Origin of the sequence: Pseudomonas sp. ES4 (assembly GCF_050586665.1) — a bacterium.
GTDB classification, from domain to species: domain Bacteria; phylum Pseudomonadota; class Gammaproteobacteria; order Pseudomonadales; family Pseudomonadaceae; genus Aquipseudomonas; species Aquipseudomonas frederiksbergensis.
The window spans coordinates 111,241-127,990 of the sequence record NZ_JBOBDO010000013.1 but is presented as its reverse complement, the minus strand read 5'-3'; the positions used below and the strand labels follow the sequence as shown (position 1 = coordinate 127,990).

The 16,750-nt window shown below is 57.8% G+C and carries 14 protein-coding genes and 1 pseudogene; 4 read left to right on the top strand and 11 right to left on the bottom strand.

Going from position 1 to position 16,750, the window contains the following annotated elements; genetic code table 11:
• Window positions 1-120 precede the first annotated feature (120 nt).
• The 4 genes from kdpC to kdpF form a co-directional block, all read right to left on the bottom strand.
• Window positions 121-666 carry a potassium-transporting ATPase subunit KdpC gene (gene kdpC, locus ACQ4OB_RS16275; RefSeq protein WP_074874833.1) on the bottom strand — a complete coding sequence of 182 codons (546 nt, stop codon included), beginning with the start codon at window positions 664-666 and terminating at the stop codon, window positions 121-123.
• A gap of 200 nt (window positions 667-866) precedes the next feature.
• Complete coding sequence (gene kdpB / locus ACQ4OB_RS16270; RefSeq protein ID WP_074874831.1) at window positions 867-2,924, bottom strand: potassium-transporting ATPase subunit KdpB; 2,058 nt, start codon at window positions 2,922-2,924, stop codon at window positions 867-869.
• A gap of 12 nt (window positions 2,925-2,936) precedes the next feature.
• Window positions 2,937-4,631, bottom strand: a complete 1,695-nt coding sequence (gene kdpA / locus ACQ4OB_RS16265) for a potassium-transporting ATPase subunit KdpA (RefSeq protein ID WP_074874829.1) — start codon at window positions 4,629-4,631, stop codon at window positions 2,937-2,939.
• 8 nt (window positions 4,632-4,639) lie between these two features.
• Complete coding sequence (kdpF, locus tag ACQ4OB_RS16260) at window positions 4,640-4,729, bottom strand: K(+)-transporting ATPase subunit F (protein ID WP_007899818.1); 90 nt, start codon at window positions 4,727-4,729, stop codon at window positions 4,640-4,642.
• Between the two features lie 331 nt (window positions 4,730-5,060).
• Here kdpF and eat point away from each other — a divergent pair, with 331 nt between their 5' ends.
• Entirely contained in the window at window positions 5,061-6,425 is a 1,365-nt protein-coding gene (gene eat, locus ACQ4OB_RS16255; protein ID WP_033055766.1) for an ethanolamine permease, read from the top strand.
• Window positions 6,426-6,549: 124 nt separating this feature from the next.
• Window positions 6,550-6,717, top strand: coding sequence for a DUF2897 family protein (locus tag ACQ4OB_RS16250; protein WP_008006000.1), 168 nt, complete (start codon window positions 6,550-6,552; stop codon window positions 6,715-6,717).
• A 46-nt stretch (window positions 6,718-6,763) separates the two neighbouring features.
• On the opposite strand, the gene ACQ4OB_RS16245 is transcribed toward ACQ4OB_RS16250, so the two are convergent.
• Window positions 6,764-7,615, bottom strand: coding sequence for an urea carboxylase-associated family protein (locus ACQ4OB_RS16245; protein ID WP_430956045.1), 852 nt, complete (start codon window positions 7,613-7,615; stop codon window positions 6,764-6,766).
• Window positions 7,616-7,630: 15 nt separating this feature from the next.
• A complete protein-coding gene (locus ACQ4OB_RS16240) occupies window positions 7,631-8,284 on the bottom strand; it encodes a GntR family transcriptional regulator (RefSeq protein ID WP_074874825.1) in 654 nt (217 codons plus the stop codon).
• 176 nt (window positions 8,285-8,460) lie between these two features.
• Here ACQ4OB_RS16240 and ACQ4OB_RS16235 point away from each other — a divergent pair, with 176 nt between their 5' ends.
• Window positions 8,461-9,018 carry a TetR/AcrR family transcriptional regulator gene (locus ACQ4OB_RS16235; protein WP_430956044.1) on the top strand — a complete coding sequence of 186 codons (558 nt, stop codon included), beginning with the start codon at window positions 8,461-8,463 and terminating at the stop codon, window positions 9,016-9,018.
• Here ACQ4OB_RS16235 and fabF read toward each other — a convergent pair.
• The 4 genes and pseudogenes from fabF to ACQ4OB_RS16215 all read right to left on the bottom strand — a co-directional run.
• Window positions 9,015-10,289: a beta-ketoacyl-ACP synthase II gene (gene fabF, locus ACQ4OB_RS16230; RefSeq protein WP_430956043.1), complete on the bottom strand. Its 1,275-nt coding sequence runs from the start codon at window positions 10,287-10,289 to the stop codon at window positions 9,015-9,017. The genes ACQ4OB_RS16235 and fabF overlap by 4 nt on opposite strands.
• A 32-nt stretch (window positions 10,290-10,321) precedes the next feature.
• On the bottom strand, window positions 10,322-11,116 hold the full coding sequence (locus ACQ4OB_RS16225) for an SDR family NAD(P)-dependent oxidoreductase (RefSeq protein WP_102614622.1): 795 nt from the start codon (window positions 11,114-11,116) through the stop codon (window positions 10,322-10,324).
• Window positions 11,117-11,322: 206 nt separating this feature from the next.
• Window positions 11,323-11,658: a ComEA family DNA-binding protein gene (locus ACQ4OB_RS16220; protein ID WP_074874817.1), complete on the bottom strand. Its 336-nt coding sequence runs from the start codon at window positions 11,656-11,658 to the stop codon at window positions 11,323-11,325.
• A gap of 112 nt (window positions 11,659-11,770) precedes the next feature.
• A pseudogene (locus ACQ4OB_RS16215) lies at window positions 11,771-11,875 on the bottom strand (hypothetical protein); the annotation flags it as partial.
• 464 nt (window positions 11,876-12,339) lie between these two features.
• Between ACQ4OB_RS16215 and ACQ4OB_RS16210 the strand changes: the two are divergent.
• The gene (locus tag ACQ4OB_RS16210) at window positions 12,340-13,278 is read left to right on the top strand and encodes an NAD-dependent epimerase/dehydratase family protein (RefSeq protein WP_102614623.1); all 939 of its coding nucleotides are present in this window, start codon (window positions 12,340-12,342) and stop codon (window positions 13,276-13,278) included.
• Window positions 13,279-13,695: 417 nt separating this feature from the next.
• On the opposite strand, the gene ACQ4OB_RS16205 is transcribed toward ACQ4OB_RS16210, so the two are convergent.
• On the bottom strand, window positions 13,696-15,690 hold the full coding sequence (locus ACQ4OB_RS16205; protein ID WP_102614624.1) for a polysaccharide biosynthesis protein: 1,995 nt from the start codon (window positions 15,688-15,690) through the stop codon (window positions 13,696-13,698).
• Between the last annotated feature and the right edge of the window lie 1,060 nt (window positions 15,691-16,750).

The following is a 16,750-nucleotide window of genomic DNA, read 5'->3' as shown; positions in this document are numbered from 1 at the left end:
CATTGATCGTTCCCACGCTCCGCGTGGGAATGCAGCCCGGGACGCTCCGCGTCCCTTTCAGAGCCGAACGCGGAGCGTCCGTTGAAGCATTCCCACGCAGAGCGTGGGAACGATCGTCTACTACAAATTTTCCAGCGCGATGTTCAGCGCCAGCACATTCACCACCGGCGGCCCCACCAATGGCTGCTCGATGTGCGCATCCATCAACTGTTGAAGCGTAGATACTGGCAGATGGCGCGCCGCTGCAACACGCGCCAGTTGATAGGCAATCGCGGCCGGTGGCAAGTGTGGATCGAGACCGCTGCCGGAGGTGGTGACCATCGCCAATGGCACCGGCCCCTGGCCCGGCACCTGCAGTTTGTTGGCATCGTCGATCACCCGAGTGGCCAACGCCGGGTTGCTCGGAGAAAGGTTACTGGCACTGCTCGACACGGTGGCAAAGGCACCGGCCGATGGCCGTGGATGGAACCAGGTATCGCCAACGAAATCCTGCGCGATCAGCGACGAGCCGCGGACCTTGCCATCGGCGTCGTGTACCAGGCTGCCGTTGGCTTGGTCGGGGAATGCAACCTGGGCGACACCGGTGACCACCAGTGGATAGGCGACGCCGGTGATCAGGGTCATCAGGACAAGCAGGCTCAGGGCCGGGCGGATCATTGTGGACATTTCAAAATCCTCGATTCGACTAGGAAGGCACACACATCACCTGTGGCGAGGGAGCTCGCTCCCGCTCGGCTGCGCAGCAGTCGTAAACCCGGTGAATGCAGTGTGCCTGAATAAACACTTTGGCCTGAGGGGGGGCCGCTTCGCAGCCCAGCGGGAGCAAGCTCCCTCGCCACAAAAGCCCCAGCCTCAAGCACCAACCGCTAAACCAGATGCAACGCCGTCAACAGCATGTCGATCGCCTTGATCCCCACAAACGGCACCACAATCCCGCCCAATCCATAGATCAACAGATTGCGTCGCAGCAACGCCGCCGCACTCGCCGCCTGCACGCGCACGCCGCGCAATGCCAATGGAATCAGCACCACGATGATCAAGGCGTTGAACACAATCGCCGAGAGAATCGCGCTTTGCGGACTGTTCAGGTGCATGACGTTCAGCACGCCCAGTTGCGGGTAGATCGAGGCGAACAGCGCCGGCAAGATCGCGAAGTATTTGGCCACGTCGTTGGCGATGGAAAACGTCGTCAGCGCACCGCGGGTCACCAGCAATTCCTTGCCGATCTGCACCACGTCCAGCAGCTTGGTCGGATCGCTGTCGAGGTCGACCATGTTCGCCGCCTCGCGTGCCGCTTGCGTGCCATCGTTCATCGCCATGCCCACGTCCGCCTGGGCCAGGGCCGGGGCGTCGTTGGCGCCGTCGCCGCACATGGCGACCAGGCGCCCGTCGTTCTGCTCGTGGCGAATGCGCGCCAGTTTTTTCTCCGGCGTGGCTTCAGCCAGCACATCATCGACGCCCGCTTCGGCCGCAATCGCTGCAGCGGTCAGCGGGTTGTCGCCGGTCACCATGACGGTGCGAATCCCCAGTTTGCGCAGTTCGGCGAAACGCTCGCGAATGCCGGGCTTGACCACGTCCTTGAGGTGGATGACACCGAGCAATTTACCGTCGGCGCAAACCAGCAACGGGGTGCCGCCGCTCTGAGCGATCTTGTCGATTTCCCGGGACAGCGGTGCGGCCAGATCGGCGCGTTTCAGGCCGACGAAGGCCAGCAGCGAATCCACCGCGCCTTTGCGATAGACCCGGCCCTGATAGTCAACGCCAGACAAGCGGGTTTCAGCGCTGAACGGCACGGCAGTCAGCACCTCGGGAGCCGGCTCAGGTTGCGGGTGAAGACCGCGCAGGTACTCGACGATGGATTTGCCTTCAGCCGTGTCATCGGCCAAGGAGGCAAACAACGCGCCCTCGGCCAGTTCCTTGGCAGTGACACCCGGCGCGGCGTACACCGCGGTGCAACGACGGTTACCGAAGGTAATGGTGCCGGTTTTGTCCAGCAGCAGGACGTGTACGTCCCCCGCCGCTTCAACCGCACGACCGGATTTGGCGATCACATTCAGGCGCACCAGACGGTCCATCCCGGCGATCCCGATGGCCGACAACAGGCCGCCAATGGTGGTCGGAATCAACGTGACCAATAACGCCACCAGGAACACCAGCGGCAGGCTGCCGTTGGCAAAGTGGGCGAACGGTTGCAGGGTGACGACCACCAGCAGGAAGATCAGGGTCAGGCCGATCAGCAGGATGTCGAGCGCCACTTCGTTCGGGGTTTTCTGGCGTTTGGCGCCTTCGACCAGAGCGATCATGCGGTCCAGTGTCGACTCGCCCGGGTTGGCGGTGATGCGCACCAACAGCCAGTCGGACACCAGTCGAGTGTTGCCGGTAACGGCCGAACGGTCGCCGCCGGACTCGCGAATCACCGGCGCCGATTCACCGGTAATCGCCGCTTCGTTGACCGCGGCGATACCTTCGATCACCTCGCCGTCACCGGGGATCATTTCCCCCGCTTCAACGCGGACCACATCGCCCTTGCGCAGACTGGTCGCCGGCACGACTTGAAAGGCGCCGTTGCTGGTTTTGCGTCGGGCACTCAGGCCCTCGCTGCCGGCCTTGAGGCTGTCGGCGCGAGCCTTGCCGCGACCTTCGGCCAGTGCTTCGGCAAAGTTGGCGAACAGCACGGTGAACCACAGCCACAACGCGATTTGGGCAGCGACAAAAGTCGGCACGGCGCTGTCGGGAATGAAGCACAGCACGGTGGTCAGGATCGCGGTCAGTTCGACCACCAGCATCACCGGCGCGCGTTGCAGTTGCCGAGGGTCGAGCTTGACGAAGGCTTGCACCAGCGCCGGACGCCAGAGGGCCGAGATCGCGGTTTTCGGTTGTTCCGGCGCCTTGACGGTGGCGGCTTTAGTTGCGGGCATATTCATCATTGATTCCCCTTAGAAGCCCAGGCTCAAATGTTCAGCGATAGGACCCAGCGCCAATGACGGCAAGAAGGTCAAACCACCCACCAGCAAAATGGTCACGGTCAGCAGAGTCACGAACAGCGGGCCATGGGTCGGGAAGCTGTTCTGGCCGATCGGTGCGCTTTTCTTCATCGCCAGACTGCCGGCCAATGCCAGTACCGGGAGGATGTAACCGAAGCGACCGATCAACATGCCCAGGCCCAGCATCAGGTTGTGGAACGCGGTGTTCGCGCCTAACCCGGCAAACGCCGAACCGTTGTTGGCACTGGCCGAGGTGTAGGCATAAAGCAACTGACTGAAACCGTGCGGGCCAGGGTTGCTCACCGCCGCGACCGGGCCGGGCAAACTCGCGGCAATCGCGCCGAGCACCAGCACGCCGACCGGCATCACCAGCAAGGTCACGACCAGCAACTGCACTTCCTTCGCCTGCAGTTTCTTGCCGAGGTATTCCGGCGTGCGGCCGATCATCAGGCCGGCGAGGAACACCGCGATCAACACGTTCAGCAACATGCCGTAGAGCCCGGCACCGACGCCGCCGAAGATCACTTCGCCGACCATCATGTTGACCATCGCGACCATGCCGCTCAGCGGGTTGAGGCTGTCGTGCATGCCGTTGACCGAACCGTTGGACGCCGCCGTGGTAGTCACCGACCACAGCACCGTGGCGGTAGTGCCAAAACGCGCTTCCTTGCCTTCCAGTGGCGCGGTCTGTTCCACGGCGACATTGTTCAGGGTCGGGTTCGGCTGATACTCAGCCCACAGCGACGTCGCGCCGCCGATCAGGAACAGCGCCAGCATGCAGGCGATGATCGCGCGGCTCTGACGCAGGTCTTTCACGTAGTGGCCGAAGGTGAACACCAGCGCCACCGGAATCAGAATGATCGAGCCGACTTCAAACAGGTTGCTCCACGCCGTCGGGTTCTCGAACGGGTGCGCCGAGTTGACGCCGAAGAAGCCACCGCCGTTGGTGCCCAGTTGCTTGATCGCAATCTGGCTGGCGGCCGGACCGAGCGGGATCACCTGATCGATGCCTTGCATCGTCACGGCATTCACGTACTGAGCGAAGGTTTGCGGCACGCCCTGCCAGACCAGAAACAGCGCCAGCAGCAGGCACAGCGGTAGCAAGCCGTAGAGGGTGGCGCGGGTCATGTCGACCCAGAAGTTGCCGAGGGTCTTGCTCGACTTGCGACCGATCCCGCGACACAGGGCGACCAGCACGGCGAGGCCGGTGGCGGCGCTGACGAAGTTCTGCACGGTGAGGCCGACCATCTGACTCAGGTAGCTGAGGGTCGCTTCGCCGCTGTAGGACTGCCAGTTGGTGTTGGTCATGAAGCTGACGGCGGTGTTGAACGCTTGCGTCCACTCCTGGCCCGGCAGGTTTTGCGGATTCAGTGGCAAGTGATCCTGAAACAACAGGATCGTGAACAACAGCAAAAAGCCCGCAAGGTTGAAGGCGAGCAAGGCCAGGGTGTATTTCTGCCAGCTCTGTTCGGCCTGCGGATCAACGCCGGCCACCCGGTAACATCCACGCTCCACCGGTCCGAGAATCGGCGAAAGCCAGGTGCGCTGACCTTCCATGACCTTGTAGTAGAAGCGCCCCAGAAACGGTGCCGGAATCAGCACCAGGGCGAAGAAGGCGAGGATCAGCCAATAGTCATAACTGTGCATAGCCGCTCCTAGTTCCGGTCCGCGCGCAACAGCGCAACCAACAGATAAATGAACAGCCCCACTGCCAATAGCAGCGACACTCCGTCCAGAACGCTCATGGAAATTCTCCGTGTTACGGCGTATTGCCGCGTGTGGATCCATTGTCGGCAGGGAGGCTGTAAAGGAACGAGAGCGAGGGGTGTGGCGGGGAATAAAGAATGCGTAAAGAGTGGGTTTATAGCTTTGTTACAGCGGTGTTCCGGCCGGCCTGCTCGCGATGGCGGCATAACAAACACCGCTGCCCCCAACTGGCGCACCAAAATGCCTGCATCCAATAGCGAACATCCCCGATACGACGCCTTTCTGCACTTTACGACCGCTCTGACAACACTGGCACGCCCACTGCAAACGCCCTTCCCCGAGCTTTCCAAACCGTTCAGGGAGCAACGCATGAACACACAACTCAAACCCACGCTGGGCACGCTGCATCTGTGGGGCATTGCGGTCGGGCTGGTGATTTCCGGTGAATACTTCGGCTGGAGTTACGGCTGGGGCGTGGCCGGCACACTCGGTTTTCTGGTGACGTCCTTTATGGTCGCCACGATGTACACCTGCTTCATCTTCAGTTTCACCGAGCTGACCACCGCAATTCCTCACGCGGGGGGTCCCTTTGCCTACAGCCGCCGGGCCTTTGGCGAGAAAGGCGGATTGATCGCGGGGCTGGCGACACTGATTGAATTTGTCTTCGCCCCACCGGCCATTGCCTTGGCAATCGGTGCCTACCTCAACGTGCAATTCCCCGCACTCGACCCGAAACACGCAGCGGTCGGTGCCTACATCGTGTTCATGGGCCTGAACATCCTCGGGGTGAAACTGGCCGCAACTTTCGAACTGGTGGTCTGCGTTCTCGCTGTGGCCGAACTGCTGGTGTTCATGGGCGTGGTCGCCCCGGCGTTCAGCTTCAGCAATTTCGCGCTGAACGGCTGGGCCGGTTCCGATGTGTTCGGCGCGCCGGCGATTGCCGGGATGTTCGCGGCGATTCCCTTCGCGATCTGGTTTTTCCTGGCCATCGAAGGCGCGGCCATGGCCGCCGAAGAAGCCAAGGATCCGAAACGCACCATTCCGAAGGCCTACATCAGCGGCATTCTGACGTTGGTACTACTGGCGATGGGCGTGATGTTCTTTGCCGGCGGCGTCGGTGACTGGCGCACCTTGTCGAACATCAACGACCCGCTGCCGCAAGCGATGAAAACCGTGGTTGGCGAAAGTTCGGGCTGGTTGCACATGCTGGTATGGATCGGCCTATTCGGCCTGGTGGCGAGTTTCCACGGAATCATCCTCGGCTACTCGCGGCAGTTCTTCGCCCTCGCCCGGGCCGGTTACCTGCCGGCGTCCCTGGCCAAATTGTCACGTTTTCAGACTCCGCACCGGGCAATCATCGCCGGCGGCGTGATTGGTATCGCCGCGATATATAGCGATGGTTTGATCAACCTGGGTGGCATGACGCTGACGGCGGCGATGATCACGATGGCGGTATTCGGGGCGATCGTGATGTACATCATGAGCATGCTCAGCCTGTTCAAACTGCGCAAAACCGAACCGAATCTGGAACGCACCTTTCGCGCGCCGTGCTATCCGTTGGTACCGTTCATTGCGCTGGTATTGGCGGTGGTCTGCCTGGTGGCGATGGCCTGGTTCAACACGTTGATCGGGCTGATTTTCCTGGGCTTCATGGCGGTAGGGTTCGTGTACTTCATGCTGACGGCGCAACTGCGTGCCGATGCGCCGGCGGACGCGATGCTGACCGGGCTCTAAACAGGCCACGTGCGGCTGTCAGAACAGGCATAGAATGGAACCACTGCGAAAACTAATCGCTCAAAGTGGTATGCACGATCGGTTGGCGAAACCCGCCAATCGGCCTGCCCTCAAGGAGAGCCCTATGCCCTGGTATGCCTGGTTGATTCTGATCGTTGCAATTGGCTCGATCGTTGGTGGTTTGATGATGTTGCGTGACACCGCCAACAAGGTCGAACTGACCGAGGAGCAACGCAAACGCGTCGCTGAACGCAACGCGGAAGCGGACGCCAAGGATGCGCAGGACCGCTAACTAAACAAACCCCGTCATTCTCATCAAATGACGGGGTTTTGCGTTTCTACTTCTCCCAATCGGCCTTGGCGATGTGCAGGCCATGCAGCCCTTTGTATGCCGCCCGTTCCGGCTGGCTCCAGCCCTCGAGCAACGAATCCTCCAACCGATAAATCTCCACCCCGAGCGGGCGGCACACGCTGAGCGGGTCCTGTGCATCCGGCCCCCACATGGCCAGCGACAGATCACCGCCTGGGCAGGTCGAGAGCGCACACAGCAGATCGATTTCAGCAAAAAACTCCAGGTAATCGCCCTTCTGCGCCGGACAGGCTTTCATGAAGTACATGTCGTCGTGGTTCAGGCCCGTGCACTGGAAAATGTTCAGCACGTCATGCACGTCGAACTCGGTCAGCCCATGAGGCAGCACTGCGCGGGTCAGGTTGGAGTGGCAGTGATGGTGGAAGTCTTCGCCGGTGAGCATTTTGTTCACATAAGGGTCGCAGCGGGTGCCGAGCAAATCGTGCAAGCGACCACCATGTTCGTCGATGCCGTAACCGGCCAGGCTGTCATCGGTGATGGTCACCAGCGGCCGCAGAAACGGCAGGTTCGACCAGAGTCGGTCATGGGTGCTGACGTGAGCACCCTGTAACTGCCGGGTCCGCGCCGCCCACAAACGCTCCCGTGGATCGTTGGCATTCCAGACGTTGAAATCCCCGACTTGCGGGCCAACAGGCGTGGTCACCCGGAACACATGCCCGGCCGGCACTTTCCAGGCGCGCCCGGTGCGGATCGGCACCTCAAATTCTTCGATCAGCATGCGCCCGTCCTTCTTGTCGCGGATCCGTTCGTAGAAGGCTTTGTCCACCTGCAAGGCCGAACCTTTGCTGACTTGATAGGCCGCCGGATAGTCTTTGTACATGGCACGAATCCTCGATCAGTGATGGGAAGAACGGGTAAGCATCTGCAACAAGAGGTGTTCGGAATCGTCGAGATACCGGCTCATGGCGTCCTCGGCCGCGGGTTTATCGCCCTCGGCCAACAACTCATGAATCTGTCGGTCGCGCGCCAGCCAGGGCGCTTGAAAACGTGATTCATCGGGAGCGGTGCAGAACACCAGGCGCAACTGCGCCACGACATTGGTGAAGAACTCGTCGAACAAAGGACTGCGCAGCAATCCAACGATGTGTTGATGAAAGGCCAGGCTGTGGGTGCCGACGGCGCGCCAGTCTTCGCGCTCCCGGGCAAGCTCGGTGGCTTCCAGGGCTTCGAGCATCCGGTCGGATTGATAGTCACGCAGCGGCTGACTCGCGCTGATCGCCTGCAACTCCAACGTGCGCCTGACCTTGAACAGATCCCGCACATCCTCGACGCCGAGCCTGCGCACCATCACGCCCTTGTTGCGCACATAACGGGTCAGCCCTTCCTGCCCCAGGCGATGCAGCGCTTCGCGAATGGTATTGCGGGAGGCGTTGTAGGCAGACACCAGATCGTTTTCCACCAACGCCATGCCGGGCAGTAAACGACCGCCAATGATGTCGGCGCGCAATTCAAGGGTGATGTGGTCGGCCAGGGACAGTCCGCTGTTCATGCTCATTGCCTCGTGATTGTTCAACAATCGTCAGTTAATGAGTAATCACTATTCGTGCCATGTGTTTAAACGCCGTTCTACCAAGATCGACGCATCTGCATGCTTTTTAGAAGTAGAAGTACAATCACCATCCCATTTTCATTGGTTAATATGGCGCATTGTTGCGGAGATACCCGATGCGCTATTCGCAGGACCATAAAGCCCAGACCCACCAACGCATCATCAAGGAAGCGTCAGCGCGCTTTCGCCGCGATGGCATTGGCGCGACAGGTCTGCAACCGCTGATGAAAGCACTGGGCCTGACTCACGGTGGTTTCTACTCGCACTTCAAATCCAAGGACGAACTGGTAGAAAAGGCTTTGCAAGCCGCGGGTGAGCAGGTCGATGGGATTTGCGCCGAGCTCTTCGCCCAGGATCGTCCGCTGGAAGCGTTCATCGACGCCTATTTGTCCGAATGGCACCAGACTTCACCCGATGAAGGTTGCCCGTTGCCGACCATGTCATCGGAACTCGGCCTGCGCGGGCAGCAAAGCCCGACCACTGACGTGGTGCTCAACGCACGGCTCGAACAAGTACAAGGCACCCTTGAAGACGAGGACGCCGCCGACCAAAGCATCGTCATCATGTCGACACTGGTCGGGGCTTTACTGCTGTCACGCAGTGTCGAGAACCCCGAGCTGGCTCAGCGGATTCTCGACGTGACTCGCACCTATCTCAAACAACCCCGGGACTAACCCTCCCAACGCTTGAACAGCACGCTGGCATTCACCCCGCCAAACCCGAAGCCGTTGGACAGCGCGTATTCGATAGCCATCGGCCGCGCCTGACCGTGAACGATATCCACGCCTTGGGCGGCGGGGTCCGGGTTATCGAAGTTGAGGGTGGCCGGCACGATCTGGTCGCGAATGGCCAACAGCGTGAAGATCGCCTCGATACCGCCCGCTGCACCAAGCAAATGCCCGGTGGCCGATTTGGTCGATGTCACGGCGATTTTGTTATCCGCGCCGAACAACGCCTTGATGGCCGCCAACTCTCCCAAGTCCCCGACCGGGGTCGAGGTTGCGTGAGCATTGAGATGCTGAACCTGCCCCGGCGAAATGCCTGCCTGGGCCAATGCCAGCGACATCGCTCGTTGCGCACCGCTGCCATCCTCGGGACCCGCCGTCAGGTGATAGGCGTCGGCACTGGTGCCATAACCAACCAATTCCGCCAGCGGTTGAGCACCACGGGCCAAAGCATGTTCCAGGGATTCAATCACCAGAAGGCCAGCGCCCTCCCCCATGACGAAGCCATCGCGGCCACTGTCGAACGGCCGCGAGGCGCGTTCCGGGGTGTCGTTGTAACCGCTGGACAAGGCGCGAGCAGCGGCAAACCCGGCGAGGCTGACGCGATCGATCGCCGCTTCCGCGCCGCCACATACGGCGATGTCTGCCTCGCCACAACGAATCAACCGCGCCGCATCACCGATCGCCTGGACCCCGGCCGCACAAGCTGTCACCGGCGCACCCAACGGCCCCTTGAAACCGTGCTGGATCGACACATGACCCGCAGCGAGGTTGACCAGAAATGAAGGAATGGTGAACGGCGACAAGCGTCGCGGCCCACGGCTGTCGGTGGTGCGCACCGCATCGGCTATCGCACCGAAACCACCCACGCCGGAACCGATAATGGTTGCCGTACGCTCCTGGGCATTGGCGTCCGCCGCTTGCCAACCCGCCTGCTCCAGCGCCTGACGCGCCGCTTCCATGGCGAACATAATGAAGCGGTCCATCTTCTTCTGCTCTTTAGGCGCCGTCGCCCGATCCGGATCAAAACCCGCCTCGGGATCGTCAGCGAGCGTCGGCACTGCACCTCCGACCTTGGCCGGCAAATCGGCCACCACCTCGTCCGGCAAATTGCGCAACCCGGAACGCCCGGCCAACAGACGCGCCCAGACGGCCTCGACGCCAGAACCCAATGGCGACACCAAACCCATGCCCGTGACAACTACTCGACGATCACTCATACCGCAAATACCTCAAGCCGATTCATGACGCCTCACGTGTAACGCGCGGCAGCCTTACTTTTGGAAAGATTCGGCGCCAGTACATGACGCGCCGCCACGAAGGCATCCCAGTCGGCCGCATCCGGCAACGATGGAATGGTGATCAACTCACCCTGGTCCAGCCCCGACAACGCGGCATCGACCATATCATCGGCTTCCATGACCATATCCGCCGGAATCTGCGTTGCATCGGCGCCGGAGCGCTCCCAGATTTCAGTGCGTGTGACGCCTGGCAACACGGCCTGCACCTTGACCCCGGTGCCCTCCAGTTCGGCGTTCAACGACTGCGTCAGACTTAACACATAAGCCTTGCTGGCACTGTAAGTCGCATTGAAGCGCTCAGGAAACAAGGCGACCACTGACCCGATATTGATGATCGTCCCCCGACCCGCCTTGGCAAAACTGGCGGCCGCTGCCGAGGCCAACCGCGTGACCGTTGTCACGTTCAGTTGAATCAAACGTTCCAGCTGATCCATGTCGGCATTGGCCAACAAACCATCCGCTGCAACCCCGGCATTGTTCAGCAGCAGGCTGATACTCGAATCGCTGCGAAGACGCTGCTCAAGCTTCAGCACCTCATCCTTTTGCGTCAGATCCGCCTTGAGCACCTCGACCTGAACCCCATGCTCGACGCGCAACTTGCTCGCCGCCGCTTCCAGCCGCTCTTGATCACGGGCGACCAACAACAAATCAAAACCACGCGCCGCCAACCGCTCGGCGTAAATCGCACCGATACCGGAAGAAGCACCGGTGACAAGGGCCGTACCTTGGGACTGGACAGAATTCATGACTGTGCTCCTGGGGAGATGCCTAAAGGAAAGACAAGCGCCTGAGGCTCAAAACGCTTGGCGGAAAGCAATTTATTATAGGCATAATCTTCGCTGTATATGATAGCCGTAATTTTTAGCGTATCGACGGAAGGCGCCCCATCACAGCGTTCGCCAGAAAGCAAAAAGGCCGATCAATGACCGGCCCCTGGCGCTGACGTATAAGCTTAGTTCACCTCAAGCTTCTCGCGATTCTTATCCAGAATCGCTTTACCGATCCCCTTCACTTCGAGCAACTCGTCCACGGACGCAAACGGCCCATTACCCTCGCGGTAAGCAACAATCGCCTTGGCCTTGGCTTCGCCCACACCGGCCAACTCACGTTGAAGGGTTGGCGCATCGGCCTGATTCAGATCGATCTTGCCGGACTGTGCCTTGGGAGAAACTTCCAGCACCACGGGTGCATTGCCAGCCTCGGGCTTGGCCGTCGGCGCAGCAATGGCCGCAATAGAGGCGCTGGTGAGCAGGGCAAAAACCAGAGAGTAGAAATAGCCAGTACGCATAAATGAAGCTCCATGACATCGATTGAGAAAGCAGCTTTTCCGAAGCTGCCTCCCAAACTTAGGCGATGTCTGGAGTCTGTCAAAAATGTGTCCGTTACAGGATGTGAAACAATCAGGGCTTGAGGCGACGTTGCTGGTGGATCCAGTCAACGATATCGCCATCAGGGGTGTAACCGCTGACGGTTTCGCGCAGGAGCTTTTCGACACGAGCATAATCATTCGCATGATGGCCGTCATGATCATCGGATGTTGCGTCCCCGCCATGCTATCGCCAATCAGCAACTCTTCAGTGGACCAAAAAATTATCATCCTGAGCTCGAAGTTGGCAGCGAACTTAGCACTGTCGTACACGTCGAGATACCAAAACGCATCTCACTACTGCAAGCGTTATTAAAGGTATAGAGCGGACAAGCCCAACTCTATCAGCGCGTCATAACGCAACGGCGTCAATCCTTCTAAACCTGGAAAAACGAACGTGGAAAGACCGTTTGATCACAAACACGACTCGATTGCGTAGCGTCGTTATGGGACACTTGCTCCCGCTAAGCGTCAGAAAACCATACAGCCCTATACCACCCAAGAGCCACTTTTTCTGGCTTCGCTCGCAAAAAACTGCGTATTTCAGGGCACAAGCTGTGCTCACGGCACAAAACCCCGACATCATTTGATAGGTTTACCATCATGGCTAACGCCCCTATTTTAATCACCGGCGGCGCCGGTTTTATTGGCTCCCATCTGACCGATGCTTTGCTCGCCAAGGGCTACGCAGTGCGAATTCTCGATGACTTGTCCACCGGAAAGCGCAGCAACCTGCCGCAAGAAAATCCAAACGTCGAATTTATCGAAGGCGATGTTGCCAATGCCGCTTTGGTTGCGCGGGTCATGATCGGTTGTCGGGCAGTTGTGCATTTAGCCGCAGTGGCTTCGGTCCAAGCCTCGGTAGACGATCCTGTACGCACCCACCAGAGCAACTTCATAGGTAGCTTGAACGTCTGCGAAGCCATGCGCCAAGCTGAAGTTAAACGCGTGGTATTTGCCTCGAGTGCCGCGGTATACGGCAACAATGGAGAAGGGCAAGCTATCGACGAGGAGACGCCTAAGGCACCGTTGACACCCTATGCCTCGGACAAATTAGCGAGCGAGTATTACTTCGACTTCTACCGACGCCAGCACGCTCTTGAGCCGGTTGTGTTCCGGTTTTTCAATATCTTTGGCCCACGCCAAGACCCCTCCTCCCCCTACTCTGGCGTGATTAGCATTTTCAGCGAGCGGGCGCATAAAGGTCTCCCCATTACAGTCTTCGGCGACGGAGAACAAACCCGAGACTTTGTTTATGTGGAAGATTTGGTAAAGGTGTTGGTGCAGGCCGTCGAAGCACCGCAGGTCGAAGTGGGCGCAATCAACGTCGGAATGAATCAAGCCACCACACTCAACCAGATGCTGGAAACCTTGGGCGAGGTAGTAGGAGAACTGCCACCTGTCAGCTATGGTTCGGCGCGCTCCGGAGATATTCGCCACTCGCGGGCAAATAACCAACGACTTCTTGAAAGATTTAAACTCCCTGAGCAGACACCGATGAAGGTTGGATTAGCCCGGCTATTGGGTACAGAGACTTGTTGATTTCTTGAACACCGACATCAGTACGTGAAAACTTAACTTCTGACGCTTTCCAAATCAACTGCTCCACCTCTTCATATTTCCACGATGACGACAAAGAGCGGGGGGAATTTGCATAGCGCATGCAAACAAGCTGATATTCAGAAGTGGAAGATTTAAACAAGACTGGTTTTGTCAAACGCGTCGCCTTGCAATCAGACAATGACGAAAATACCCTACATGATTCGACACTGGGTATTTTCTTTAATTATGACTGTTGCAGGGCAACCATAAATCCGAGCTCACTGGGTTCAAATAACAACTTCAATTACTTGATCGCCTCAACTTTGTAACCCCATTGCCAAGTAATCTCCACTCTTGATCTTTAGCGCCCGATCCATCGACGTAAAAGCACGCCGCTCTCAACGTAAGATGTAGGGATCAAGGTTCGAGGCGACGCTGCTGGTAAATCCAGTCGACGATATCGCCATCCGGTGTGTAACCACTTACTGTCTCGCGCAGCAACTGACGAACCCGGGAATAGTCGTCCAGTTCAACGGCAGCAAGCAGTTCAGTCAGCCTGGCCTTGAGCACCTCCCAGGGCAGATGATCTTCATTTGCACTCATGATCATTGGATGCGGGGTTGCTGCCACGTTGTCACCAATCAGCAACTCCTCATAAAGCTTTTCGCCCGGACGCAGACCAGTGAATTCGATTGAGATATCGCCCTGAAGATTTTTCTCTGAGCGAACGCTCAGGCCCGAAAGGTGAATCATCCTCTCCGCCAGCTCGACAATCTTCACCGGTTCGCCCATATCGAGCACAAACACGTCACCACCCTGCCCCATCGATCCAGCCTGAATGACCAACTGCGCCGCCTCAGGAATGGTCATGAAATATCGGGTGATCTTCGGATGGGTGACCGTCAATGGCCCTCCCGACTTGATCTGCTTATGAAACAGAGGAATAACTGATCCGGAAGAACCCAGCACATTGCCAAACCGGACCATCGTGAATCGGGTTTTATTTACCCGCGACACGTTAGCCTTATCGCCGAAAAACACCGGCGCAATCTCGCGACTCAGCGCCTGAAGGATCATTTCGGCCAGCCGCTTGGTGCTACCCATCACATTGGTAGGACGCACCGCCTTGTCTGTGGAAATCAGTACAAAGTTCGCAACACTTGCCTGCAATGCAGCCTGAGCGGTATTGAGTGTTCCAATCACATTATTCAGCACACCTTCAGCAATATTGTGTTCAACCATAGGAACGTGTTTGTAAGCAGCTGCGTGATAGACCGTGTCTACATTCCAGGTCTTCATTACATCCACTAGCTTATGGGGATGACGAATGGAACCCAGTATAGGCAATAGACGGACAGACAGTGACTCACGGGCAATACGCTGCTCAAGCTCGAACAAGATGCTGTAAAGATTGAACTCACTATGTTCGAACAACAAAAGCGTGGTCGGACCAATCGAAAAAATCTGCCGGCACAACTCCGAGCCAATTGAGCCACCGGCTCCCGTTACCATCACAGTCTTACCCTTGATACAGCGCGCTAGCAGATCGGGTTGCGCCGGAACTGAATCGCGCCCCAGCAAATCGGCGATATCAACCTCCTGGATGTCATCGACCGTCACCCGGCCACTGGCCAAATCAGTAAAATTCGGCACGCTGCGAACGTGAAGCGGAAAACCTTCCAGAAGATTGAGAATCTCCCGACGTCGCGCTCGAGTAGACGATGGCAGAGCCAGAAGGATTTCCTCCGCCCCCGTCACATCAATCATCTGCTGAATATGCTTAGGTTTGTAAACCTTTAAGCCAGCAATCGAACGATCCGTAATGCTTGCATCATCGTCGATAAAAGCGACAGGCCGCATGACCCGCCCCATACGCAGAGCAGCAACGAGTTGATTGCCCGCAACACCAGCTCCATAAATAGCCACCTTGGTCAGGCCATTGTCACGATTGGTGAACGGAACGTGCTGGGCGGCGGTGAACCAGTCCCCCATAAAATATTGACGCATACAAAGACGAAGCCCGCCAATGATGACGAGGCTCAACCACCAATAGTTGAAGATAATCGAACGTGGTACTACAGCTTCGTGGTTGCTGTACCAATAGACAACGACCGCAAGTAGCAGCGATGACAGGCTGACGGCCTTGATGATGGCAATCAATGCGTCATTACCAAAGTAGCGCATGACCGCACGGTACATTCCGAAGCGGACGAATAGAGGGACGGCCACCACTGGCGCGCACACGAAAAGCCAGAAATGGACCTTTAGTGGATTGTACATACCGTCAATGCCCAGCCGAACGATGAAGGCAAGCCATAGGGCAAACCAAACCAGCACCGTATCAGTGGCCACCTGTAACAATCTTTTTTGCCTACGAGGCAGACCCAGCAAAAAAACTCTAAATTTGTCCATAAGTACTTGACCTGCCAGGCCTGTCCCTCATCACTAGATCTGTTACGTCATTGTACATAAACATCCCACCTCACCACCTTAAACCTGACGATAGAGACTTCCCAGCGATCAATAATCGCACACCATATGCATGCATGCCCGCAAGACGTACAACGACAACAGCCGCTAGCAAATTGATCCTGCGCCAAGCTGACTCAGGCAGAGGAGCACAAAATCGCTTACAGGTCTATACGAGTAGTTTTTGCCGACGACTTGTTTGCGACAACCGCAAAGCAGATTAGCTCATGCCGGAACAATTCGTGGATGACCTCGATAGGCAGTGAGTCTGTCGGCATGGCCCACGCTGGCCACTTCCGGCCGATGTCACGACCTCCTCATCGGTCTGAAAAGCAACAGGCGGCGATGCTTTCGACTTCACTGTAGAGCGCGAGTCGTGGTGTTACAAAATCGGCGGCGCGCCCCCCCTCCTAAGGGCACAACCCGGGGGCGCATGATGAGGGCAGGTTCACTACAGAAATCATGTACCTGCATCGGCGATCGAGCCACGGTTTGAACGTGAGGGATTATGAACGGTTACGAATAATTTAGGGGTTATACGACCGAATTCGAGGGTGTTACACTTGCTCGATACGTTTGGATTCTGTCGCCGCCAAGGGGCGAAGGCCTATCATGAGTCACCCAAGAAGAACAGCCAACGAAGGTGCTTGGGGGAGTAGATCTGGAGATGAGCTGGTGAGCCTATTCAACACGGTGCGGATTAACGTCCTTGCGCTTTATCGTATTAAGAAAAAATCAGGCTCGCTAGAAAGTTTCGATCGTGCGTTGCAAGCCCCGAAACAACCTTCGGCCGAATCTGTTCAGAGAAAGCAGACCCTATCAAAGGCTCCAATCACTCGCGACACCGACACAGGCAAGAGCTTTTTGGCGGATCCACTCAGATCATTTACCCCCCCCCTCTCAACCGCAAGATTTTAGCTCTTGTTGCGTAAAACAGGGGGACTCAGTTCCTCAGCGAATGTTGATGAAGACCAGCAGCATTTTCCGCAATAAAGGGTCATGC

Excerpts from the sequence above, each read along its gene's own strand:
- kdpC (WP_074874833.1), bottom strand. The coding sequence starts at position 666 with ATGTCCACAATGATCCGCCCGGCCCTGAGCCTGCTTGTCCTGATGACC.
- kdpB (WP_074874831.1), bottom strand. The coding sequence starts at position 2,924 with ATGAATATGCCCGCAACTAAAGCCGCCACCGTCAAGGCGCCGGAACAA.
- kdpA (WP_074874829.1), bottom strand. The coding sequence starts at position 4,631 with ATGCACAGTTATGACTATTGGCTGATCCTCGCCTTCTTCGCCCTGGTG.
- kdpF (WP_007899818.1), bottom strand. The coding sequence starts at position 4,729 with ATGAGCGTTCTGGACGGAGTGTCGCTGCTATTGGCAGTGGGGCTGTTC.
- eat (WP_033055766.1), top strand. The coding sequence starts at position 5,061 with ATGAACACACAACTCAAACCCACGCTGGGCACGCTGCATCTGTGGGGC.
- ACQ4OB_RS16250 (WP_008006000.1), top strand. The coding sequence starts at position 6,550 with ATGCCCTGGTATGCCTGGTTGATTCTGATCGTTGCAATTGGCTCGATC.
- ACQ4OB_RS16245 (WP_430956045.1), bottom strand. The coding sequence starts at position 7,615 with ATGTACAAAGACTATCCGGCGGCCTATCAAGTCAGCAAAGGTTCGGCC.
- ACQ4OB_RS16240 (WP_074874825.1), bottom strand. The coding sequence starts at position 8,284 with ATGAACAGCGGACTGTCCCTGGCCGACCACATCACCCTTGAATTGCGC.
- ACQ4OB_RS16235 (WP_430956044.1), top strand. The coding sequence starts at position 8,461 with ATGCGCTATTCGCAGGACCATAAAGCCCAGACCCACCAACGCATCATC.
- fabF (WP_430956043.1), bottom strand. The coding sequence starts at position 10,289 with ATGAGTGATCGTCGAGTAGTTGTCACGGGCATGGGTTTGGTGTCGCCA.
- ACQ4OB_RS16225 (WP_102614622.1), bottom strand. The coding sequence starts at position 11,116 with ATGAATTCTGTCCAGTCCCAAGGTACGGCCCTTGTCACCGGTGCTTCT.
- ACQ4OB_RS16220 (WP_074874817.1), bottom strand. The coding sequence starts at position 11,658 with ATGCGTACTGGCTATTTCTACTCTCTGGTTTTTGCCCTGCTCACCAGC.
- ACQ4OB_RS16210 (WP_102614623.1), top strand. The coding sequence starts at position 12,340 with ATGGCTAACGCCCCTATTTTAATCACCGGCGGCGCCGGTTTTATTGGC.
- ACQ4OB_RS16205 (WP_102614624.1), bottom strand. The coding sequence starts at position 15,690 with ATGGACAAATTTAGAGTTTTTTTGCTGGGTCTGCCTCGTAGGCAAAAA.